This window comes from Shewanella xiamenensis (assembly GCF_014647135.1).
Lineage (GTDB): Bacteria > Pseudomonadota > Gammaproteobacteria > Enterobacterales > Shewanellaceae > Shewanella > Shewanella xiamenensis.
The window spans coordinates 19361-42799 of sequence record NZ_BMOP01000021.1 but is presented as its reverse complement, the minus strand read 5'-3'; the positions used below and the strand labels follow the sequence as shown (position 1 = coordinate 42799).

Here is a 23439-nt window from a genome sequence, read left to right as displayed (position 1 = left end):
CTGTTCAAGGTTTAAGGTTCGGTGCAGTAAAGCGATTATGTTGCGCCACGGGCATTTTACTGCGGATGCTGTGCACCTCGGCCACATCGATATCGGCATGTACCCAACCTGTACCGGTTTTCTGCTCGGCAATTACCTCGCCCCAAGGGCCTATCACCATGCTCTGCCCCCAGGTCTCACGACTACCTTCGTTATGGGCGCCCCATTGGGCTGCGGCCAAAATAAAGCATTGGGTTTCAATGGCTCTGGCCTGTAATAACACCTGCCAATGGGCTTCTCCCGTGACCTTAGTAAAAGCCGAAGGCACGGTAATAATCTCGGCTCCCGCAAGGCGCAGCGCCCTAAATAAGTCCGGAAAGCGTAAATCATAACAGATGGTCAAGCCAATTTTGCCAAAAGGGGTGTCGATGACACTGATATGATTGCCGGGGCAGAAGGTTTCACTCTCGCGGTATTGCTTAGTGCCGTCGGCGACATCCACATCAAACAGATGCAGTTTATCGTATTGCCCTAAGGTATCACCTTTATCATCAAACAGATAACAGCGGCTGTAGACGCGCCCATCCGCCGCCAGCGCGGGGATGGTTCCCGCCACCATATACACGCAGTAACGGGCGGCTAAGGCACTTAAGGCGGATTTTAACGGGCTAAGATGACTATCACCCGCATAGGCGAGTTGTTGACTCTCATGACCACCAAACAGCAAGCTGCATTCTGGCAGCACCACTAAATGCGGGGCATTTTTGTCCCATTGCAGGCGCTCACGGGTTAATTCCTCAAGCTGCGATTCGATAAACAACAGATTCGCGCTGACGTCGCGACTGCTCTGACATTGCAACAGGCTGATGCGCATGACTATCTCCTTGAATTGTGTTTATCGACAATACCACCTTGGGGCTCACAGGCTTAGGTTGTTCTGGTTCGGCTTTAGGCGGCTCAGCAGGCTCAACCTTAGGGAGCGTCGGCGTTTGCGGCGATGTCTCTTCCTTAACAGCTTTTACAGGTTTCTCTTTAGCTTTATCAGCATCTAGCGCAGGTTGCTCGTTGTTTTTTTCGGGCTCGACGGGCGGCTTATCGTCTGTCTTGGTCGGGGCGCTATTCTTGACGGGTGGCGCATCATTCGGCTCAGCACCCTCGGTTAGCGCTGGCAATTCGCCCCCCACCATAGGCAGAATCGACTCGGGGATTTCAATCTCTTTACTCTTACGTTCCAGTTCCTCTACCACAGGCTCAGACATAGTGCCCGTTACTCGGAAACGGATCTCAGAGATCACCTCAATCACAGGCTCTAACACTTTGGTTAAGGCAAACGCCCCAAGCCCGAGCGTCCACGCACTGGTACTGAGCAGCACCACAGTTGGCACACTTGAGGCCAGTTGCGGAACAAAACGGATATCGTAATTTAAGCTTTCGCTGGTGAGATCCGTATAGCCGCGCACCTTCATATTACCTGCAATCGCATCCATTTCAGTGTCCGTAGTTTTCACTACACCATTATCGATTTGCAGATTACCGGTAAAGGAATTGAAGTACATGCCTTGACCAAATACATCACTGAAATCTAAGGACAATTTACGTACTAATGAATCGAGGCTAAACAGTGAGAAAATCCGTGCGCCCTTATCGCTCACTTGGGATAAATGGCCTTTGCCCAATTCAAATTTGACTTTACCATTCAAGGTTTCAAGGGAAAACGCATAGGGTGCACCTTGCCAAGCTAGCTCGGCATTCACCTTCAATGGAGCTTCATTTACACCGGGATCGATCCCAAGTTGGTGACTCAAATAGCTAAACTGACTAGCATTCAAACTGACGGATAACTCGGTTTGATTTTGACCATTCTGCTGTTGCCAAATTCCATTCCCCTGCAAAGACACCTCAGGAGTGGTTAAAGATAACGTCTGAATGCGGTAACCCGAGGCTTGCGGACTTGCTTGCACCACTAACTGGCCAAATGGCTTATCGAAAAAACGAAAATCCTCTACATTCACCGCAACAGGCGGCAAATTAGTGAGCACCTGCTCCGCCGCAAAATCCGCTTCACCTTCAGGCTTCACATTGGGTGAAAAATAGAACTTACTGGCAGTCACTTTTAAACCTTGCGTCAACCAATTAGGGTAAAAATCTACCGTTCCTTCAAACTCACTGGCTTTGGCATCGAAGCGCCAACCATTTTCATTGGGTTTGGCGCTGAGTCTCAACTCTGTAAGCCCTTGCCCTAATAAATCAAACTTGCCGATATTTGCATCAATCCCAGCCACTGAAGGGAATAAGTTAGCGTTATTTGCCTCTTCCACCAAAATACCAGTGCGAGTCGGTTTGTTATCTGAAGCAACAAAGGCATTAATTACGGGTAACCAATTAGCTAACTTGCCACTGGTTACATCAATCTTAATATGTCCAAGCTCGGTATTGGGCACCTCGGTAGCCTCGAAGAGTCGCCCTAATAGCAGATCGAAATAACTGAATTGCGTACCTTTTTCAGCCTCAAAGCCGCCAATAAACTCAGCTTGTTTATCGAGTTTGACCCTCAGGGTTGAAGTCTGCTGATCACCAGAAAACTCGGCCATTAAAGGCCTAGGCTCGTCAGCAGGTTTTGCGAAAATGCCCGGTAATGTTAAGGTGGCACCGACCAGATCGGAACCTAAATTGGCTTGAATTTGATAGCCTTGCTCATCGAATATCATGCTCAAGTTACCGCCCCAAGCGACTTTACCTTGGTAAAACTTACTTAAGGGATTTTGTAACTCTAAGGGTAAACGACTGAGATCCCAACGACTCTTCATATCCACATTCAGCGCAAAATCTTTACCTTCGGGTTGAGTGGCAAAACTAAACTCCAAGGGCTGCTCAAACAGGCGAGACTTAATCCCTTTGCCTTCGACTATCTCGTTGGCAAATTGCACTGTGCCCGTCACCGCCTTGAGTTGTAACCCTGGCTGCGCAATAAACACCGGCGTGTTATCAAACATAATTTGACCGCGGATATCCTCAGCCTCACCCTCATACAAGGGAATACTAATATCTAAATTCCCCGTTACCGCGCCCTGCACTTGCACAACCTTTAAGGTTTTGCCCACAGTATCGGCAAGGGGAGAAGCCTGTAGCGCTTGAGTCGCAGCACTGCCTTGGGTCGCAAGATCGGCCTGAATTTTTAACAGCGAATGCTCGCCTAACTCGGGAATAAACACGTGGGCACCATCGGCAACCACATTCATCAACTTACCTTGGTTAACCCAGATATCCATGCGGGCATTTTCAAACAAGGCATCGAGGGAAAGATCAGTGACTGCGGGCCAATCCGGTTGGAATTGGTATTCGGCATTGTTTAAGGTAAATGCCGCTTGGAACACACCGCTATTATCCTCAAAGGGAAAACTCGATAATGCCCCCTGCCATAATACTTGGGCGTTTTGACTCTGCCCCGCTTTAATCGCACCATCCAGATACTCAACCAGTGACTCGCCCATGGCTTTGATCGGGAAGTATTTATCCGCATTGGCGGCATTTTTGACTTCAACATTGGCGGCAAGGGACATACTGGTAGCAGCGCTAAAATCCAGCTTTAGAGCAGCAGCAAGACCAATATCGTCGTTTTCGAACTGCACCTGAGGCACAGATAAGGTTGCCCTTTGGGTATCGAAGGCACCGGTTAACGCCGCGCCATGCAGCACTAAAGGCGCTGAAAATTGATCGCCAAAATCGAGAGTATAGGTCTGCTCTGGCAGCGAAAACACTAAGCTGTCATTCTGCCACTGCAACTTAATGTCTAATGGGTTGGTGTTAGGTATGCCTTCAACTTTCTGCCAATGCAATTGCTGGATATGTGTACTGGCGAGCAAGGGTTGCTTGGCGCTTTGATAGAGGCGAATCGGCCCAACACTGCCTTCGGGCGCGAGCTGAAACCATTGCTGCAATACGGCTAAGTCGACACCAGGGAAAAGCGGTAGCAATGGAAATAACGTGTCTAAATCCAAACGGCTAACATAGGCATATAAAGCATCGTCTTGCTGCTTGGCCGCAAACTTCAGCTCGGGCCAATGCACCCCATTGGTGATAAAATCCAAATGAGTGCTGCTGATCTCCCAACCTGCCGCGTTTGGCTCCCAATGAATGCTACCGGACTGGATCTCAAACTTTTGCGGTTGACCTTGCATCGACCATTGCAACCAACTTGGCTCAAACTGCACGAGTCCAGAACGTAAACTTCGATGGGCAAAATCAAACCACGCCTTAAGATTGACTATCCCTTCTAAGGGCAGTTTTTTGCTCGGATCATAGGGATTAGGTTGGCGTGATGCCCATTCGCCCAAATCTAAGGACTGAGCCGCCAGATAAACTTGTCCAGTTAAACTCTCGGGCGCTGTAGCATCGCCGTTAATATCGAGTTGCAGGCTGAGCGATTCCTTAACCAAGGTATTGTTATCGAGGTAAATTTCCCCCGCGCCGCGGTGGCGCTCACCACTATTACGCCAGTTAAGGTGGCGAACGTGGATGGGTCGATATTCATGTTGCAAGCTAAGCAGTTGCACCGAAGCATCCGTCAGCGAGAAACGCTCGAGCTGCTTTAAGAGCAGCTTATACAACCAATCGGTTTGCACCGTTTGATTGGCCGCCCCCTGCGCCTTATTACCCGATAATTTATCGATATCAAGGGCAATATGAACACCATCGAAATTGACATCTTCGATGCGTGGACTGGTGGTCAGTAGCGATTGCCAAAAATCCAATTTGATTTGGACATGCTTCACCAACACGGTAACAGGGAGCTTGTCCTGCGTAGGGATCACTAAATTATCAACTGTTACCGCTGGGCCAAAGGCCTGCCACTGGGCGGATAACTCGCCAACTTGGATATCAATTTGATATTCGCTTTTTACATACTCAACTAACTGCTGGCGTACTTCATCGACCTGAGGCAATAATCCACGGATCAAGCTTACCGTCAAGGCAAACAAGACTAAGATCAGTGCCAGTAATTGCCAGCAAAAACGGCTTAGTTTTTTAGCAGTAAAAAGCGTTGCCACTACATCATCACCACGTCGTATTTATGCTGGGAATACATAGGCTCATTTTGCAGGCGAATACGCTTACCTATATAAACTTCAAGCTCGGCGACCAAATGACTTTCATCTCCACTTAAGCTGTTATAGACAGCGGGCGAGCAGTAAAGCAAAAACTCGTCGGCGTCATAGGCCCGATTCAAGCGAATAATTTCGCGGAAGATTTCATAAGAAACAGTTTCTACCGTCTTCATGCTACCCGTGCCCTGACAGGCTGGACACTCACTGCATAGCACATGCTCTAGGCTCTCGCGGGTGCGCTTACGGGTCATTTCAACTAGACCCAACCCAGAGAAACCACTGACATTAGTCTTAACTCTGTCCTTGGCGAGCGCACTATTTAAGCTATTGAGTACCCGCGTTTTATGCTCGTCGCTCAGCATATCGATAAAGTCGATAATGATGATGCCGCCGAGATTTCGCAGCCGCAGTTGCCGTGCAATCGCTTGGGTAGCTTCAAGGTTAGTGTTAAAGATGGTTTCTTCAAGATTACGGTGGCCCACAAAGGCACCAGTGTTGATATCGACCGTAGTCATAGCTTCAGTCTGATCGATAATCAGATAGCCACCAGATTTAAGCTCCACCTTACGTCCCAGAGCGCGCTGGATTTCATTTTCGACATCGTACAAATCGAAAATCGGCGCAGGACCAGAATAGTGCTCAATCTTGTCGGCGATTTCCGGCATAAACTCTTGGGCGAAGGCTTGCAGCTCGGCAAAGGTGCGGCGCGAATCGACTTGAATTCGGTCTAATTCGGTGCCGACAAAGTCGCGCACAATGCGCACCGGCAGGGCGAGATCTTGATAGAGTAATGCTACGCCACGGCGCTGACGCCGCTCGGAGACCTTAGACCATACTCGGCGCAAAAAAGCCGCATCTTGGGCAAGCTCGTCCTCACCTACGCCTTCGGCGGCGGTGCGGATAATAAAGCCGCCGTCTTCATCGACGAATGGCAGAGTGATTTTTTTAAGACGACTGCGCTCTTCTTCCTGCTCAATCCGCTGGGACACCCCAACATGGCTCGAGCCAGGCATAAACACCAAATAACGGGAAGGCAGTGTGATATCTGTGGTTAGGCGCGCACCTTTAGTGCCCAGAGGGTCTTTCACCACTTGCACCATAATATCTTGCCCTTGGCGAACCAGCTCGGCGATATCACGGACCACAAAATGGCCCTTCTCCACATCGGCGACGCATTCAGTGTGCGGCACAATGTCGGAGGCATGTAAAAACGCGGCTTTATCTAAGCCAATATCCACAAAGGCGGCTTGCATGCCAGGCAACACACGGCTGATTTTGCCCTTGTAAATATTGCCCACCAGACCACGCTTCATGCGCCGTTCAATATGAACTTCTTGCAGCACGCCGTGCTCGACTAAGGCAACGCGCGCCTCAGAGGGGGTTACATTAATCAGTAATTCTGAACCCATCTTGCGCTGAATTTTATTCGGATTTAAGCGACTGGTATTCACGACTCACCCCATTAGGGAAATTAAATTAATCTCAGTATGTTCTAAGCCTGAAAACCAATACCGCAGACTAGATAATGCCCGCCTCAGATAAGAGTTGGCGAGTTTCGACTAATGGCAAACCGACAACACAGGAGTAACTACCATCAATTGACTCGACAAAACAGCCACCTAATCCTTGGATCCCATAACTGCCCGCTTTATCCATGGGCTCTTGTGAGGCAACATAGGCATCGATATCTGCATCAGAAAGCACACAAAAACGCACTAAGGTTTCAACTAAACGCACTGCGGTATGATTGACACTTGCTAAGGCGACGGCAGTCATTACTGTGTGCACCTTGCCAGAAAGCGCACGCAGTACCCGCTTGGCATCGGCCTCATCAACTGGCTTACCTAATATTTCATTTTCAAGCACCACGATAGTATCAGAACCTAATACAGCAGGCTGTGACATACCTGAGCATAATGCAAGCCCAGCCTGGGCCTTTTCAGCCGCAAGGCGCTGAACATAATCCCGTGGTAACTCTCCTGTCTTCGGAGTTTCGTCAATATCTGGTGCTACTTGCGCAAACGTAAAATCAGCCCGTCCGAATCCAATATGAGTCAGTAATTCTTTCCGGCGCGGCGATGTCGAGGCTAAAACTAAATTCACAACTAACGAACCTTATAATGACGTCGAATGCGACGTAAAATCCAAAAAATCCAAGGCCAAAAAACGAGGCCCGATAGTGCAGGCAAAAACAGTTCAGAGTGGAATGTTGCACCATCCATCACAAACTCAACCCAATAAACAATGAGGTGATAGATAGCAATTAACAGCATTATGACCAGCGACTGTTGCCATTTCGGGAAGTTACGTAAACGCTGACAATGTAAAATAGCAATATAAATCACCAACGACATTGCCAAAGAGCGAACACCTAAAGTCGCGCCCAAGAGAATATCAAGGGCTAAGCCCATAACCCAAGCCGTCAGAATGTTATATCGGTGGGGCAATGCAATCGACCAATAGATCAAAATCATCAGTAACCAATCAGGACGCCAGGCCTCAACAATTACTGGCAGTGGCATAATTTGGCTTAAGAGCCCAACAAATAGGGTTAGCCAAACCGCGATGCGTCCATTAGCAGCTTGTAAACTCATTAGTGCACCTCTGCTGGCGGTTGGGTAGTAGCAGCGTTAGATGCCCCATTCGCGTTACTGGATGCTGCATTGGGATTACTGGGTACCACATTGACATTTGTGCCCTGAGTACCGCCTTGAGTCGCTGGCGTTCCATTACTGGTATCAGGCTTAACGTCTTGTGCAGGATGATCTGCGGCCGGTACTGGCACTTGATTAGGCAGTGTCACACCCGAATCGGGCGATGGCCAAATTAACAGGAGATAACGAATACGGTCGAGTGCCGCCAGAGGCTGAGCCGTGACTCGCGCATAACTTTGGCCATCTTCGGTAAAGACTTCCACTACCCGCGCAACCGGATACCCTTCAGGGAAGCGGTTACCTAAGCCTGAAGTGACCAGTAGGTCGCCCACACGAATATCGGTACTCTTGGCCACATGGCGTAACTCAATTTCATCAAGTTCCCCCGTCCCGTTGGCGACAAGGCGCACATCATTACGGGTAATCCGTACGGGTAAGCCATGGGACACATCAGACAGTAGTAACACTCGGCTAGTCATCTCACTGACCTGCACAACTTGCCCCACCACACCTTGCGCATCCACAACAGGCTGACCAACAAAGACGCCACTGCGGGAACCTCGGTTTAAAACCACATAATGATGGGAAGGATCGCTGGCAACCTCCATGACCTCTGCAACCATCTTGAGAGAATCCTGATAGGCAGGCGAACCTAGCAAGGCGCGTAAACGTTCGTTTTCCTGACGTAAATGCTCGAAACGCTGTAAGCGTTCACTCATTAATAATTGTTGCCTTAACAGCTCTTTATTTTGCAATGCCAACATATTGCGGGTCGCAAAACTCTCAGAAGACCAATCGAGGATCGCACTGGGGACACTCGCGAGGTATTGAATAGGGCTTAAAGCGGATGAAAGGGATTCACGGGCAGGCTCAAGGCGGTGATTTGCCGCAAGCAAAATCACCGACAGGATAATTGCCAGTGTTAAACGGAACTGGTTCGAAATACCACGAACAAAAATTGGCTTCATAGGAAAGCTAAGGCGGTGATTAGCCGCCCTATACCGAAGTTAGATTAGGTTTCTTCGGAGAACAGATCGCCGCCGTGCATATCAATCATTTCAAGGGCTTTACCACCACCGCGCGCTACACAGGTCAATGGATCATCAGCCACCATGACTGGGATTCCCGTTTCTTGCATCAATAAACGGTCTAAATCACGCAATAAGGCGCCACCACCGGTTAACACCATGCCGCGCTCAGAGATATCAGAAGCTAATTCTGGTGGTGATTGCTCTAGTGCCACCATAACCGCACTCACAATGCCCGATAATGGTTCTTGCAACGCTTCTAAAATTTCGTTGCTATTGAGCGTAAAGCTACGAGGTACACCTTCGGCCAAATTACGACCACGGACTTCAATCTCTAATACTTCATCACCTGGATAAGCAGTACCGATAGTGTGTTTGATACGCTCAGCGGTCGCTTCACCAATCAAACTACCGTAATTACGGCGAACATAATTGATGATGGCATCATCAAACTTGTCACCGCCAATACGCACAGAAGAAGAATATACCACACCATTCAAGGAGATAATGGCAACTTCAGTGGTACCACCACCGATATCAACAACCATTGAACCTGTGGCTTCAGACACAGGTAAACCAGCACCGATAGCCGCGGCCATTGGTTCTTCAATCAAATACACTTCACGGGCACCCGCGCCCATGGCTGACTCGCGGATCGCACGGCGTTCAACTTGCGTTGCGCCAACGGGAACACAGACTAAAACACGTGGGCTTGGGCGAAAAAAGCTGTTGTTATGCACTTGCTTAATAAAGTGCTGCAACATTTTCTCTGTCACATAAAAGTCTGCAATCACACCGTCTTTCATTGGACGGATTGCTTGAATATTGCCAGGAGTACGGCCTAACATCTGTTTAGCTTCTGTACCTACAGCCGCTACAGATTTCTGACCAGAGCTGTTACGCTCGCCACGTATAGCAACAACTGAAGGCTCATTGAGGACGATGCCTTCATCACGAACATAAATTAAGGTGTTAGCTGTACCCAAATCGATCGATAGATCATTAGAAAAAATGCCACGCAGCTTCTTGAACATGTAACTAGCCTGTATTCTGTGGAGTCAGAAGAAAAGAAAAATCAGCTAACTTTATCAATGCCACCCTGATTCCACAAGACCGTTGAGGTTAACAATCGCTAATGGAGTGATTTTTTTTCAAATAGACCACTCAAAAACACTATTTAATCGATAAACGCGCCTTATTGAACAAAAATCAAACAACCCAAAACCCCATTTAATACAAGCTGGCAACATGCGTAAAACCTGTATCTTGCATTTTAGCCTTAGCATGATGCTTTGAGTTCATGCAACAAAACGCATCGCATAACGATAAATCACTACGGACTAATTCCAATTCAGCAAAATCGATCTACCCCACTAATTAACTTCTCGCCAGTAGATGATTCTGTCATGACCACGGTAACGCCCAAAAAATGCACTCGCACGGGGATCGGATAAGCTGGTTGGAGACACCCCATTCCAGTTCCAATACCATTCTAACCAAGTCGGTACGTCTAAAGGCGCGGTCACTTGACCGCGATATAAGTTGCCACTAGAGGTGAGAGCTCGCCACAGCAAATCAAATTGCCCCGCTTGAAATGCTGAAGATGCGCCAGTGCGAGTAATACTCTGCCCCGTGGCTAAATCCGGGTCAAAATTGTAGCCAAGGCCTGCATTATCCACCTGCGAACCTAGGCCATAAGTGGCAATGGTGCAGCTATCATTTCCATTTATTACCCAACTAGTGCCATTCCAATACTCAGCTCTTGTCGGCATTTTAAGGATTTCAGTCTCTGGGCCATAGGTGTTATCCATCACCACTCGGCCGTGGCGTAGGGTTTGAGTGGTGATTTTCTTAGCATTACAGTTAGTGCAATTACCCGTGGTTGCCGCATCCATATCGGGCGAGGCCACATAGCTGTAAAGTCCATTTGGCCGAGGATCGTTATCCATCAACTGCACGCCAATATCGAGCAGTTCGAACGGGCCATCCTGATACAGATTGGCAGCAAGATTTGGCGTTATTCGACTAAAGGTTGCTCGATAAGCGCCATCCACCGTCGCCACACCCTGACTCCAACTATCAACCTTTACAGGCAAGGCACTTAAGCGACTCTGTAAATCGACACCATTGTTATTGTTTTCTCCGACCAATTTCGCGGTCGCAAGGGAGAATGGTGGGAAATAGTTTTGTGTCACCGCGCCGCCGATATTCAAGGCTTTGATGCTCATTGACATAGGAAAAGGTTGATCCATATAACTAAAACTGCCACAGGCAGGTAAGACAGAAACGTCTCCCACTAAAAAACTATCGGGCACAAAGCGACCAATATTGGCTGAATAGCCAATCGGAATATTCAAACTGCTGGCTGAGCCAAGATAATTAGGACTCGCCTGCGCCGTAATTTGAAATACGCCAACTTCGCTAATACTTTGATTACTGATGGTGTTGAGATTATTAGTTTGCGCGGTATGGCTATAGGAAGTGACGCCTAACACCCCATCATGGCCACCACTGGCGATACTAGGCGCAACAACTTTACTGATAAGCTTCATGGCTTGGTCGCTAAAGTTAGGTGTCGATAAGTTGCCCGAACAAAAATCCGTATCGCCATCTTTTTCCCATGCCATGGCTTGTAGTGTCATACCGAAATTCTGCCCCGCTTTACGGTAAGCACTACAGCTCATATCCGCACTTGGGCAGCTGGCACTGGCATCCACGGGTTTGACACATAATCCTGCCGGCACACTGACAAACTGATCAGAGCCTGTCATCACTAGACCTGTATCTTCCCCAGTCCCATCAAACCTAGCGTCGAGTTGAACTCGCCCTGCATCGGGGTAATTAATCTCAAGGGAGGCCACGCCATTAGTAAACCGCAAAGGAATTTGAGTGCGCAAGGCTTGGGTTTTGCCAATTGCCGTTGTTGCCCCCGTTGAATTCCCCTTAATCGTTATCGCTTGCTGCAAAGCGCTCGGAATGGATGACGGGGAAACATAAGTGCTCCAAAAACCGACGTTTTTAGTCGCATTCCCAAATACGGGAACACACTCAAGGCTTGAATTTGACTTTCTCACGGCAGAAATATTGATAGAGGTGGGCTTATTCGCCAACTTATCAGGGACATCGAAAATAAACCCACTCTCTGCGAAGCTCAACGTGCAGGAAGCCGTATTTAATGGGCCAGTGCCTTTACGGCAAAGCGTATTACTCCCTGCAATGGTGGATGGGATAGAGCTACTCACACCAATGGTTACAGGAGGTGTGGTGACATTATAACGAAGGCTGGCAGTTGCTAAGCCGTTGACAAAATTGACGCTCGGAGTATTCACCCCACCCACATACCAAGCGCCATTAGCATTGGGATTTAACGATAATTGCGCCGTAACGGGATCGGTAAATAGCTGACTACAATTAGCATTTGCACAAGCACGAATGGCCATCGTTTCCGCTTTACAGGTCAACGGTGAGCTCGAATAATCAAATTCGAAATGATGCACTTGCTGACCTACGGGGCGAGATTTTAGGGCGCACACCTTAAAATTATCAATTTCATGGTTGTTGTTGGCGCCGCCAGTAGAGCCAGTAAAAGACAAGTAAAAATCTTCAGGCACTGCGCCTTGATTAGATATGGCTCTGGCGTTAAATGCCGGAACCAGAACTTGATACCCTTGCCCATTGCGCACATCACGTTCAACTGAGACCCAGGCTTGGCTAGGAATAGTTGAATCCACCTTAATCCGATATTTATGATTGGGCGCCGCAGTTGACGTACTACGAACGTCAACTCTAGGATTTAAATTCGCTGCTGTACCAGCTAAATACTTGTAGTTTGCCGCCGCAGATCCACGTAATGTAATTGATTGTGGTCTGAAATAAGGAGCAGTTGCCGGTCTTCCGACCTTCCCTTCATTGGAATCTGAAAAGTTACCATATTCATCCAATCCCACCCCAAGCCAGCCACCCGCAAAACCAGGCGTACCATCATTACGTTGTGCATATCCAAGCGCACCACCAAAACTACCGGGTTGAGGCGTGACCGCCGCATCGGAGAGAATGACCGCAACCCCATCACCACCCGTTCCTGAAGATGGCGACCACGCATAATAATCAAACTCGACCGTCACTAAGTTATTTTCTGCAGGAAATAGCCGCTGAAAGGTACTTGCGGTTGCTTGGTTCCCCGATGCGGGGGTAATTCGAAGTCGATTACTGACAATACTCGGCGGAGTTGAACTCCCCAGCACTTTTATCGCCCAATCATTCCCAAGGCTTGTGCGGGAAAAATCATCAGTAAAACATTCAAGGGCTGGACTGGTGTCATAAATCACTTTGGAATTTGAAAACATACGCACATTTTGTGCACTTAAACGACCAGTCAAAGTTGAGCGATTAAATAACGTAGCATCACCAGCAACGTAGAAACTGCCTTGTACTTTAGAATCTGTTTGCAATTCCAATTCTCTACCAACATAGATATCTGTAGTGCTCGAAGCATTAAATACTGATGTATCTGATGTTGTAAAAGTACCTCTCACATAAAACTGAGTATTGCCTGTACCAATGATATTAATCGCACCTAAGCTAAGATTAAGATCACCATCTATGATATACGTTTTTCCCGCCCTTAATGTCATTGTGCCATTCTGGTAGAATGTCACGCTTTTAAACACATAAACATCATAGGCGTCAGAAACAGTGACGCTACCGCCATTGACTTCAACATTACCGATATCCCAGCGAGTTGCATCAAACTTGGCACCATATCCCAAAGTGACGCCCAGCTCCACCGATGGTGTTGTCCAACTTGCCACTGTTGAATTACTGTTAATAGAACTATTTGTTTTATCAAGTATATCGGGAATAGTCTTGGCTAAACTTGGAATTCCACTGACTTTACACTGACCAATACCACACGAAGAATTATTCACTCCGTTAGGTTTGGCTTTTTTAAAACACACATCTAGGTTGTCATAATTAACAACCATAGATTGGTTTTGCATTTCTAACTGCCCATTAGAACTAAAACTCTGTATTGGTCCAGGAAATACGCTGCCACAATCAATCGCTGCATGTGAAGACATCATTGTCATTAGCAATATTGCCAACACGGAAAATAATTGAGTACCAATCCCAAATGCTCTAACCACGGGCTTCTACCTCTACTTGACGGCTAACACGGGTTTCACCACTCTCACACACCGCTTTACTATTGATCCGATATTGAGTGACAGCGCCAACCGCATAGGATGTGCAGCTTAAACTGACGCTACAGGCATGAAAGCCCACCACATAGGGCGGCGTCCAAGAGTTTGCAACACTGGTACATGTCGCCGTCGCATTAGCGGGGGCGTTTAATGGGAATAATTGCGCTAATGCGGCATCGGCACCGCTATTCGCCGCGGCTAAAGCCCGGGTTCCCCACACTTCTTGGGTTAATCCGCTATCGGCATCTTCCACAATGTTGATTAAGGCGGCGGCCAATAAAAACATCACGGTAATGACAAAAATACCGATGACTAAGGCGCTACCATCTTGGCGACGAGCCGAAGACTGACAATACTTTGAGCGCGATAGACTAACTAAGTTAAGGGACATTAATCACCTGCACTTGATGTCGATATTGAAATGTCTCGCCGTTGACATTAAATCGTGGTTGTAGATGCACCATCGCATTATTGACTAGACTCGATGGTGTTAAGATCAGCGGTAAATCGGCGTTATTACTCAACACATTAGCCACACTCTGTGCCATTAGCACACCCGAACTCATATCCGCAGGTGTTGGCTGGCTGGCATTCAACCCATAGCCAGTATAACGCTTTAAGCTTAACTCATTAGTCGATGACGCTTTTTCAAAGCAATAACTCACAGGTTCCGAAGCAAAATAGATCCGTTGACGCGGAGAAGCTTCGGCAAATCTCGCATTGGCAGTAAAGGTTAAAGTCACTTGGTTTGCGGCGCTGCTAATGCTGTTTATCTGCGCGCGTTTTTGTCTCGCGCTGTTATACACATCGCTATCGGTTAAGGGATAAATCCATGCATATTGGTTCGTCGCGATCTTACTGTTCAGATTATCTAAAATCACAGTTCCTGTGAGGGTGGCAGCACTCGGCGCAATTGGCATCGACAAATAAGTAGTACTCGCCTCAATAGGGACGAATTCAACACACTGATAGGTTAAGCCATTACCATTGAGCCGCACACTGTTAGGCACGGCGCGGCGCAGCTCGCGGGTCATACGCTCCACAGCAAAACGGCTCTGGCTTAGCACTTGGTCGACCGAACTCGACTCCACAAAAATCCGCGTGCCGAAGATAATAAAGCTACTCACCCCAACCACCAGAATGCCTAAGATCAGGATCACAGTGACCATTTCAACTAAGGTAAAACCCTGTGCGCATAAATGCTTACGCTTCATTGATAAAGCGCCCATTAGTAATTGCTCCTGACCAAATTGTAAGTAATCACTTCGTTATCTGGCGTGGTGACATTAATGGTCACTAACTTGGTATTAGGCGATTGCCCAAAGGCGACAGTGACACTTAGTTGATAGTTGGGGTAGGCCTCTGCATAAGTTTGGCTGGAATTGAGCATAGTGGCGTTTTGCGTTAAGCCGTGATAGTCATCCACATCGTTAAAATCGTTGCGTCCCTCTCCCGCTTCGGGCCCCAAGTTGGCCGAGCAACTACTGCCTAATGGACTCCCGCAAGCCGGCACTCCGCCATTGGTATTGGTATTTTGATCATAACGTTTGCCCCAAATCTCATTCATTACCGAATGAGCAAGTTCGGCACTTTTTACTCGGTGTAAAGTCTTGGCCGCGCGATCCGCCTGCGGAAATAACATGCTACTGAGCATCACAATAGCGATGGCAATGACTAACATGCCGACCACTAATTCGATTAAGGTGAATCCCTGTTGTGGTTTGGATTTTAAGAATGGCGTTATTATTCTGCTCTCCAGCAATCGAGGATTAATTCGCATAAATATAGCCCTCGCTGGAGATATTAATCGCCACAGTGTCATTGGCAATCACATTGATACACGGCCCATTACAAGCAAGCGACGCTCGACCATTGATATCAAAATCAAGATAAAAGCTCTTGGCATTGTTGCTGATAAGCACTAACTGCGCACCACCTTGAAAAGCTTGGCTGGATAAAGGGTTAGGAGACAATGGCGAGCCCGCACAACCTGTGCTATCGCGACTGGCAAACTGACTCACTTGATAGCCTGTCGCTGAAACGACAACGCGGTAACATCTATCGGTATTATTTAAGGCTTTTTGCTGAACCTGGCGCAGCTCGGCCATAAACTCATTACGCAGACTAAAGGCACTGTAGGAGGACTGACTAAATAAACGCGGCAATACCGTCACCGATAGAATCCCAATCAGGATAATAGTGGTCACAAGTTCAACTAAGGTAAACCCAAACTGTCTGCCGGTGGAAAATTTACGCATTGTCCGCTTTGCCGTGATGCTAGGTTCTAGGTTCTAGGTTATAGGTTCTAGGTTCTAGGTTCTAGGTTCTAGGTTCTAGGTTCTAGGTTCTAGGTTCTAGGTTCTAGGTTCAGTTTCTGCCAACTTAATTCTTAAGGCAAATATTTCGCCTAAATAAAAGAAATAATTAGCAAATTCATTTTATTATAGCCAACACTCCAATAGATTGTTGGCCTAAAAAAAAGGCCTGCTAGGCAGGCCTTTTCGTATAACTAAAATTAACAAGCTGAAGCAGCAGGTAACGCTGAGAATTTCGGAGCAGTTGTTGCATTTTCTGCTTCAGTATATGTTAGCTTACAACCTGCAGGCGCGCCTTTTTGCCATATTTCAACGGATTTAGCACCTGTTCCAGATCCAGCAGTTTCCTTAATAACCCACTCAGCAGTTCCATCTGTTGCTGTTGCCTTACCATCAGCACCTAAATCAAATTTAATGTCAACACCGTTTTCAAGTTCAGTTTTAGTTGCTTGCAAATAGCCAAAACTAGTAGTCACGTTGGCGGTACCAATATTGATTGTTGGAGCAGGACTTGCGCCAAATGCCAATTTCTCTACACCTGAAAGTGCAGCTTTTGAATATACTAAGCTGTTAGCTCCTTGGATTGCCCCCTTCAACCCTTGAAGAGCAGACACTCGAGCATCTGACTGCAGATTAATAAACTTAGGTGCTGCTGTGACAGCAAGAATACCTAAGATAATGATCACTACGACTAATTCGATTAAGGTAAAACCTTGTTGTCTTTTCATATAAAACTACCCTTTTTTGAGAACCAATTAACTAAAACTAATTAAAAGATAAACCAATTAAAACATTAAATTAAGGCGTAAATGGTGTTTGAGTGAAACTTAGTACTTTGCCTGTACCTGGATTATAAACCACGCCTTTAGCGCCAGTGGTTGATAAATCTGGTGCTGGAGTTGGCACACCTGTATTTTGGTTTAACACCAGAGAGGCCACTTGGTGATAAACACATAAATCCAAACCGCTCACGGCTGTACCCGCAATTGAATTAGTACTGCCACCCGCACCATCGATAACGCGTACGGTATAACGTTGATTTCGCGCATCTTGCGAATAAAGCACATTACGCGGCGCACTTTGCAATACCGTATTGAATACCTGCTGACAGCTTGCATCCGTCATCGCCGTCGCATCGGTGCCAGAGGTACCCGTTGGATAGCCAAAACGTGGGTCGAGTGAAACAGAAGTACCATCTAAGATCACACTGCTATTTTGGCGACCATCGACTTCCCATTGTGAACGCACAAAACTCACGGCTGTAGATAAACCACCCGCCACACCGTCCACACTGGCATCTTCAGCATCATCGGTGACGTTTAAAAAACGTGGGATTGCCGTTGCCGCTAACAGACCCAAAATGACGATCACTATGACCAGTTCAATCAATGAAAAACCATTTTGTTTAGTCTTCATTAGTTTCCCCCTACTTGATGAAAGTCCATTCTAACAGCTAAATCAGTTTATAAAAGCCCGTTACTTAACAATATTTTAGGAGTTCGTCAAAAAAATGACCCTGCCAGAGTTTAGTTGATAGCCAATACTATCCCCATTTTGTGAGCGATAACGGCAGCTATTATCCTTGAGAAAATAGCTACCAATGAGGGAGTTATCCGCCGCCTCCTGCCCCATTAGTTGCCACCATAAGGCTTGGCAACCTTGGTCACTAAGTTCGGTCGGTTGCGGCCATCCCTGCGCGCTCATGATCACCAGCGTTTGCTGCTCATTATGAGTGTTTTGCTCATTAAACACTTCCCAATCTAGTCGCATTTGTTGTGGTTTGCCAAGGGATAGCCACTGGGAGCGCACCATAGCCAACACATTTAAGAAGCGACTATGTTCGACCTCCACACTTCGGGCGGCAAGTTGTGGCATAGCGGTAAAATATTTAACCCCAATCACCGCGAGAATAATCAGCACCAAGGTCAAGCTAACGAGCCGCCCATAAACCCGTAACAGATTGCTTTCAGCCTTCTGTTGGCTCTGCATCTATTTGATCCTAATGACGTTAAATTCTCGATTCGGCATTATTTCCCGCCTTTAACCACATTGAGCATATCCCACATAGGCAGGTAAATACCCAGCGCCAGTACCAACACAATAACGGCCACAATACCGATTAAAATCGGCTCTAACTTAGCGGTAAGATTTTTAAGGTCATAGTCAACCTCACCTTCGTAAAAATCGGCGGCATCATTTAACAGTTGGTCAATTTGGCCGGTTTCTTCACCGACGGCGACCATTTGCAGTACCAGTGGCGTAAACAATTTGCTTTGATTCGATACCCTCAGCATAGATTCACCTGACTCTATACCACGGCGCATCCCAACTATTTTGTCGTGCATATACGCATTATCTACCGCATCGGCGACCAAACTGAGCGCCTGCGTCATCGGCACGCCCGCACTTAACATCATCGAAAAACTGCGGCAATAACGGGAGAGGGTCGAGCGCTCAATAATCGAACCCACGGCGGGAATATGTAATTTCCACTGATCCCATTGTTTTTCACCTTTTTCCGTATGGTGCCAATAACGGATCCCAATAATAGTTCCGAGTAGTAGCAGTAACATCAAAGGCCAGTAGTGAACAAATAAGTTAGATGTACCGATCAACACCTTAGTCGCCCAAGGTAAGTCGGCACCGAAACGGGCAAACATTTCGGCAAATTTGGGGATCACCATGATATTTAAAATCACCATGGCTAGTGCGATGGCAATCAATACAAATATGGGATAACGCATCGCGGCCTTAATCCGGCGGCGAGTTTCCTGCTCACGCTCGATATAGCCCGAGAGCTGAATAAAAGCATCCTCTAACTTACCGGTGTTTTCCCCCACATGAACCATAGAAACAAACAAAGAATCAAACACATCTGGATGTTGATTCATCGCAGACGACAGCGGGCGCCCCGCAGTTAACTGCTCTGAAATATCATTCAGTGCATCCTTCATCCGTTGGGAGTGGGCAGTTTCGGATAATCCCGCAATGGCGCGCAGAATTGGGATCCCCGAGCGCGTTAGCGAATACATTTGCCGGGTAAAAATTTGCAGTTCATCTAAGCCGACTTTACTACCAAAGAGCTGTATCAGTGAAAATGACTTCGTCACCTTTGCCGCTTTGACTTCCAAGGGAATAATGCCGCGCGCTAACAGCATATCGGCAGCAGCACTTTCGGAGGCAGCATCGAGCTGACCCGTTACGGCCTGACCTTGTCCACTGCGTCCACGGTATTGATAAACCGGCATAATTACGCCTCAACGCCTTGCTGACTGATAATATCCCGCGAGAGTGGCACCTGCGACTCACTCACATCCTCAACTAGCTTAGCCACCTCTTCAATGGTCGTCATGCCCTCGCTCAAATATTGCAGTGCTGACTCGGCAAGCGGAGTAAAATTTGGGCTTTGCAGGGCTGCACGGGCAAAATCCTGTGGATTACCGGTACGCATCGCATCGATCATCTTTTCATCCAACTCGAGGATCTCAAAAATACCGATACGGCCGCGATAACCACTGCCATTGCAGCTTTGGCAGCCCGTGCCAATGCGGAACTTGGCCGATGAAAAGTCCTGACGACTCACACTATTCAGCCAGGCTTTTTCCTGCGCCGTAGGCTGATATTCCACCCCGCAGTTATGGCACACGCGGCGCACTAAACGCTGGGCAATAATCACCCTTAACGCACTCGCTACTAAGTAACTGGCGGCGCCCATATCGAGTAAACGCAGCGCGCTGGTTACCGCATCGTTAGTGTGCAATGTGGATAACACAAAGTGACCCGTAAGTGCGCCCCTTAGACCAATCTCCACCGTTTCTTGGTCACGCATCTCACCGACCATGATAATGTCCGGGTCTTGACGCAAAGTAGTGCGCAGCACGTTAGAAAAATCGAGTCCAATCTTATGGTTAACTTGAACTTGGTTGATCCTTGGCAATTGGTATTCGACCGGATCTTCTACCGTGATAATTTTACGATCCGCAGTATTGAGCTCACTTAAGATGCCATACAAGGTGGTGGTTTTACCGCTACCCGTAGGCCCTGTCACCAGCAACATGCCATGGGGACGTTTAATCTGTTTACGAATACGCGCCAAAATATGTGGCGGCATCCCCGTCTCATTTAAGGTCAACAGCCCAGCAGATTGGTCGAGTAGACGCATCACCACAGATTCGCCGTGGTAAATCGGCATGGTCGACATCCGTACGTCAATCTTGTGGCCCTTAATTTCCATATGGAAACGCCCATCCTGCGGCAGACGTTTTTCAGAAATATCCAGCCCAGCCATAAGCTTAAGCCGCAGTACTAAGGCCGCTGCGATATTGACTTCATTTAGAATGGTCTCGTGTAACTGACCATCGATACGTTGGCGGATCCGCAGGGCTTTTTCGCCGGGCTCAATATGAATATCCGAAGCGCGCATTTGCACCGCATCTTCAAAAATCGACTGCAGCAGCTTAACCACTGTGGTTTCATTATCGCTATCGCCCGAGGTTAAGCTGGCCAGATCAAACATTTGATCGGCGGCATATTCCTCTTCAAGCTTACCAGCGATTTGCGCGATTTGGTCGGTGCGGCGATACAGGTTATCGAAGGCTTGCAGTAATTGCTGCTCGGGTGCGACTGCGACACTGAGCTTTTTCGGCGCAATTAAGCTTTCTAAATGGTCGAGCGCCTGCAAATCCGCCGGATCGCTCATGGCCACTAACACCGTATCACCCCGATCTTCAACCGCAAGGGCACGAAAACGCCTTGCTTGCACCTCAGGGATCAGATTCACCACCTCGGTGGGAATTGGGCGTTTGCTGATATCCAGCAGCGGTAGATTTAACTGCTGCGACAAAAATTGCAGCAGTTGAGTTTCGGTAATAGAGCGCAGCTCAATGAGGGTTCGGCCAAGTTTATGGCCCGTCTTACGCTGCTCGCCCAAGGCTTGCTGCAACTGCTCTTCGGTAATAATGGATTCTTGAACTAACAGATCGCCCAAACGCATCTTTAATCTGGGTTTCATTGGCTATCTCCTAGTTGTTGTAAACGTTGTTCAATAAAAGCCGTGGCCTGAGTTGATAAACCGGAATAGCTTAATGCTGTACGATAGGCTTGACTGGCTTGGGTAAATTGCTTTTGAGAGTCAAGAGCATAGGCTAATCCCATCCACCATTTCCCCTGCTGCGGCTCCTGCTGCAATAACTTGCGGTAAGCCTGTTCAGCTAACGGATATTGCCCCTGTTTTTGGGCTAAATCCGTCTGCGCTAACCACTTTTGCCGAGCTAAAGGATGACTATCGGGAATTTGCGCAAGGCTAGCAAGTGCTGCGTCAGTATCGCCCATCGCATGTTGCACCCTAGCCAATAACAAAGCAAATTCAAACTCTTGCGGATAGAGTAACCGTCCCTGCGCTAACACTTCGGCCGCTTGGGGCTGCTCACCTTGACCATAGTGCAACGCCGCCAGTTGTTTGCGCGACTCATGTAGGCTCGGGTCGAGCTTGAGCGCTTTAGCGTAGTAATCCATCGCCTTAACCAACTGACCTTGCTTTTCGGCATCGCTCGCCAATACCTGTTGTTTTTGTGCTAACTGGCTTGGAGAAAGCTTTACTTCCGTCACCGCCATTTGCCCTGTTGGCTGAGCCGAAGCTTGGCTCAAAGCTTGAGTCGAAGCAGACTCGACTGGCTCACTCGCCCTGGCCTCTGTTTGGGTTATTTTTACTTCATTCTGATTTACATTAACTTCCGCTTGATTTGCTTTAACCGCAACCTGTTGTGGCTCAGTTTGTGCCTGCACCGACTCTTGGGTTAATGCCGCTTTGTTAGCCGTATCGGTTGAGGTGTTTACCGCAACTGATTCGGTTGTCGGTTCACTCGTTGGCTCAACGGGCGCAGCATTAACACGGGGAGATTGAGCCATACTTGGGGCAGATTCTACTGACGCAGACATATCCTTTGCTGGAGTATCTGTCTGTGGGTTGGTGTTATCCGACGGAGTTTGGGCACTCATCACAGTGTTAACACTGTTATCAGTGGCATTCCTTGAGTCGTACATGGCCTGAAAGGCATAAACCGACACACCACCTACAAACAGTGACACTAAGCTGATGACTAACCATTTACGTGATGTATTTGGGCGCCCCAGAAACTGGGCCTGATGCACAGCCACATTACTGAGAGAATGCCCCTGCTGGCGTTTATCGAGATCCTGCAGCATCTTGTTGATCACACTCATGCGGCGCCTCCCCACAACTGTTGTAGGTTAACGCCAGATGCCAGCAATGCCGCAATTGCCGCTGCACATACTATCAGTGCGATCGCCATATAGGTCGGCCAGTTTTGCGAACCGCGACTGGCATCTTCGGTATCCTGTATCGCGCCCTTAATGTGGGTCATGCGCACCTGAGTTGCCCCTTCGCCAAAACTGAGCATCAGGGCTTTATGGGCTAAAATATTGATCAATCTTGGAATGCCTCGTGATGCCTCGGCGATTTTACGCGTCAGTTTAGGGCTAAATAATGCTTGCCCCGCATAGCCTGCCACCGCTAAGCGGTAACGAATGTAGGCATCGGTTTCATCCCAGGTTAACGGCCGCAGACTGTAGCTAAAGGTGATGCGCTGACGTAATTGTCTAAAGGCTTGGCGCTTTAATCGCTCATCCAACTCGGGCTGACCAAAGAGCACCACTTGCAACAGCTTACGGCTTTCGGTTTCAAGATTGGTAAACAGCCGCAACGCTTCGAGGCTCTCATCGGGCAAGGCCTGCGCTTCGTCCAGCACTAATACGATGGCGTGACCATGGGCGCTCAGGGCGAGTAATTGTTGCTGAATAAGTCCAGTGAGTTGCTGCTGATCGATTTCGCTGGTGTATTTTAATCCAAGTTCATTGGCCACCGCCCAGCGCAGCTCGGCGGGGGTGAGATAAGGATTAGGAAGATACGCACAATGAAAACCCTGCGGCAGCTCATTAATCAACTTACGGCAGATTAAGGTTTTGCCCGTGCCCACTTCGCCTGTGACTTTGATAAAACCCTCCCCGGTTTGTAGGGCGGTCTGCAATACTTGCAGCGCCTCTACGTGCGGGGATAACCCGAAAAAAAATCCGGTATTAGGGGTTAACGAAAATGGCGTTTGGCTGAGTCCAAAGTGCTTCAAATACATGAAAGC

The 23439-nt window shown here is 48.0% G+C and carries 19 protein-coding genes; all 19 read right to left on the bottom strand.

Going from position 1 to position 23439, the window contains the following annotated elements; genetic code table 11:
* Window positions 1-4: 4 nt before the first annotated feature.
* Window positions 5-853 (bottom strand): carbon-nitrogen hydrolase family protein, encoded by an 849-nt coding sequence (locus IEY09_RS15765; protein WP_188871799.1) that lies wholly within the window; start codon window positions 851-853, stop codon window positions 5-7.
* Window positions 777-5027, bottom strand: a complete 4251-nt coding sequence (locus IEY09_RS15760; protein WP_188871797.1) for a YhdP family protein — start codon at window positions 5025-5027, stop codon at window positions 777-779. Before IEY09_RS15760 ends, IEY09_RS15765 begins: the two co-directional genes overlap by 77 nt.
* Window positions 5027-6493, bottom strand: coding sequence for a ribonuclease G (rng, locus tag IEY09_RS15755; RefSeq protein ID WP_051714234.1), 1467 nt, complete (start codon window positions 6491-6493; stop codon window positions 5027-5029). The genes IEY09_RS15760 and rng overlap by 1 nt, the downstream gene beginning before the upstream one ends.
* 109 nt (window positions 6494-6602) lie before the next feature.
* Complete coding sequence (locus tag IEY09_RS15750) at window positions 6603-7187, bottom strand: Maf family protein (protein WP_037428165.1); 585 nt, start codon at window positions 7185-7187, stop codon at window positions 6603-6605.
* Window positions 7188-7189: 2 nt separating this feature from the next.
* Complete coding sequence (mreD, locus tag IEY09_RS15745) at window positions 7190-7678, bottom strand: rod shape-determining protein MreD (RefSeq protein ID WP_037422445.1); 489 nt, start codon at window positions 7676-7678, stop codon at window positions 7190-7192.
* Window positions 7678-8706: a rod shape-determining protein MreC gene (mreC, locus tag IEY09_RS15740; RefSeq protein WP_188871795.1), complete on the bottom strand. Its 1029-nt coding sequence runs from the start codon at window positions 8704-8706 to the stop codon at window positions 7678-7680. The genes mreD and mreC overlap by 1 nt, the downstream gene beginning before the upstream one ends.
* Window positions 8707-8750: 44 nt before the next feature.
* The gene (locus IEY09_RS15735; RefSeq protein ID WP_007651015.1) at window positions 8751-9800 is read right to left on the bottom strand and encodes a rod shape-determining protein; all 1050 of its coding nucleotides are present in this window, start codon (window positions 9798-9800) and stop codon (window positions 8751-8753) included.
* Between the two features lie 339 nt (window positions 9801-10139).
* Entirely contained in the window at window positions 10140-13913 is a 3774-nt protein-coding gene (locus tag IEY09_RS15730; protein WP_188871793.1) for a DUF6701 domain-containing protein, read from the bottom strand.
* Entirely contained in the window at window positions 13906-14361 is a 456-nt protein-coding gene (locus IEY09_RS15725) for an MSHA biogenesis protein MshP (protein ID WP_188871791.1), read from the bottom strand. Before IEY09_RS15725 ends, IEY09_RS15730 begins: the two co-directional genes overlap by 8 nt.
* The gene (locus IEY09_RS15720) at window positions 14351-15199 is read right to left on the bottom strand and encodes a PilW family protein (protein WP_188871789.1); all 849 of its coding nucleotides are present in this window, start codon (window positions 15197-15199) and stop codon (window positions 14351-14353) included. Before IEY09_RS15720 ends, IEY09_RS15725 begins: the two co-directional genes overlap by 11 nt.
* Entirely contained in the window at window positions 15199-15750 is a 552-nt protein-coding gene (locus IEY09_RS15715) for a prepilin-type N-terminal cleavage/methylation domain-containing protein (protein ID WP_188871787.1), read from the bottom strand. Before IEY09_RS15715 ends, IEY09_RS15720 begins: the two co-directional genes overlap by 1 nt.
* Window positions 15740-16228, bottom strand: coding sequence for a prepilin-type N-terminal cleavage/methylation domain-containing protein (locus tag IEY09_RS15710; RefSeq protein WP_188871785.1), 489 nt, complete (start codon window positions 16226-16228; stop codon window positions 15740-15742). Before IEY09_RS15710 ends, IEY09_RS15715 begins: the two co-directional genes overlap by 11 nt.
* Before the next feature lie 257 nt (window positions 16229-16485).
* Window positions 16486-17013 (bottom strand): type II secretion system protein, encoded by a 528-nt coding sequence (locus IEY09_RS15705; RefSeq protein ID WP_188871783.1) that lies wholly within the window; start codon window positions 17011-17013, stop codon window positions 16486-16488.
* A 70-nt stretch (window positions 17014-17083) separates the two neighbouring features.
* On the bottom strand, window positions 17084-17701 hold the full coding sequence (locus tag IEY09_RS15700) for a pilus assembly FimT family protein (protein ID WP_023266932.1): 618 nt from the start codon (window positions 17699-17701) through the stop codon (window positions 17084-17086).
* A 75-nt stretch (window positions 17702-17776) separates the two neighbouring features.
* Window positions 17777-18274, bottom strand: coding sequence for an MSHA biogenesis protein MshF (locus IEY09_RS15695; RefSeq protein WP_172589024.1), 498 nt, complete (start codon window positions 18272-18274; stop codon window positions 17777-17779).
* A gap of 38 nt (window positions 18275-18312) precedes the next feature.
* Window positions 18313-19533, bottom strand: a complete 1221-nt coding sequence (locus IEY09_RS15690) for a type II secretion system F family protein (protein ID WP_037428181.1) — start codon at window positions 19531-19533, stop codon at window positions 18313-18315.
* 2 nt (window positions 19534-19535) lie between these two features.
* Complete coding sequence (locus tag IEY09_RS15685) at window positions 19536-21296, bottom strand: GspE/PulE family protein (RefSeq protein WP_037422422.1); 1761 nt, start codon at window positions 21294-21296, stop codon at window positions 19536-19538.
* A complete protein-coding gene (locus tag IEY09_RS15680; protein WP_188871780.1) occupies window positions 21293-22507 on the bottom strand; it encodes a tetratricopeptide repeat protein in 1215 nt (404 codons plus the stop codon). The genes IEY09_RS15685 and IEY09_RS15680 overlap by 4 nt, the downstream gene beginning before the upstream one ends.
* On the bottom strand, window positions 22504-23433 hold the full coding sequence (locus tag IEY09_RS15675) for an ExeA family protein (RefSeq protein WP_069454192.1): 930 nt from the start codon (window positions 23431-23433) through the stop codon (window positions 22504-22506). The genes IEY09_RS15680 and IEY09_RS15675 overlap by 4 nt, the downstream gene beginning before the upstream one ends.
* Between the last annotated feature and the right edge of the window lie 6 nt (window positions 23434-23439).

Excerpts from the sequence above, each read along its gene's own strand:
- IEY09_RS15765 (WP_188871799.1), bottom strand. The coding sequence starts at position 853 with ATGCGCATCAGCCTGTTGCAATGTCAGAGCAGTCGCGACGTCAGCGCG.
- rng (WP_051714234.1), bottom strand. The coding sequence starts at position 6,493 with ATGGGTTCAGAATTACTGATTAATGTAACCCCCTCTGAGGCGCGCGTT.
- mreD (WP_037422445.1), bottom strand. The coding sequence starts at position 7,678 with ATGAGTTTACAAGCTGCTAATGGACGCATCGCGGTTTGGCTAACCCTA.
- mreC (WP_188871795.1), bottom strand. The coding sequence starts at position 8,706 with ATGAAGCCAATTTTTGTTCGTGGTATTTCGAACCAGTTCCGTTTAACA.
- IEY09_RS15735 (WP_007651015.1), bottom strand. The coding sequence starts at position 9,800 with ATGTTCAAGAAGCTGCGTGGCATTTTTTCTAATGATCTATCGATCGAT.
- IEY09_RS15725 (WP_188871791.1), bottom strand. The coding sequence starts at position 14,361 with ATGTCCCTTAACTTAGTTAGTCTATCGCGCTCAAAGTATTGTCAGTCT.
- IEY09_RS15720 (WP_188871789.1), bottom strand. The coding sequence starts at position 15,199 with ATGGGCGCTTTATCAATGAAGCGTAAGCATTTATGCGCACAGGGTTTT.
- IEY09_RS15715 (WP_188871787.1), bottom strand. The coding sequence starts at position 15,750 with ATGCGAATTAATCCTCGATTGCTGGAGAGCAGAATAATAACGCCATTC.
- IEY09_RS15710 (WP_188871785.1), bottom strand. The coding sequence starts at position 16,228 with ATGCGTAAATTTTCCACCGGCAGACAGTTTGGGTTTACCTTAGTTGAA.
- IEY09_RS15705 (WP_188871783.1), bottom strand. The coding sequence starts at position 17,013 with ATGAAAAGACAACAAGGTTTTACCTTAATCGAATTAGTCGTAGTGATC.
- IEY09_RS15700 (WP_023266932.1), bottom strand. The coding sequence starts at position 17,701 with ATGAAGACTAAACAAAATGGTTTTTCATTGATTGAACTGGTCATAGTG.
- IEY09_RS15695 (WP_172589024.1), bottom strand. The coding sequence starts at position 18,274 with ATGCAGAGCCAACAGAAGGCTGAAAGCAATCTGTTACGGGTTTATGGG.
- IEY09_RS15690 (WP_037428181.1), bottom strand. The coding sequence starts at position 19,533 with ATGCCGGTTTATCAATACCGTGGACGCAGTGGACAAGGTCAGGCCGTA.
- IEY09_RS15685 (WP_037422422.1), bottom strand. The coding sequence starts at position 21,296 with ATGAAACCCAGATTAAAGATGCGTTTGGGCGATCTGTTAGTTCAAGAA.
- IEY09_RS15680 (WP_188871780.1), bottom strand. The coding sequence starts at position 22,507 with ATGAGTGTGATCAACAAGATGCTGCAGGATCTCGATAAACGCCAGCAG.
- IEY09_RS15675 (WP_069454192.1), bottom strand. The coding sequence starts at position 23,433 with ATGTATTTGAAGCACTTTGGACTCAGCCAAACGCCATTTTCGTTAACC.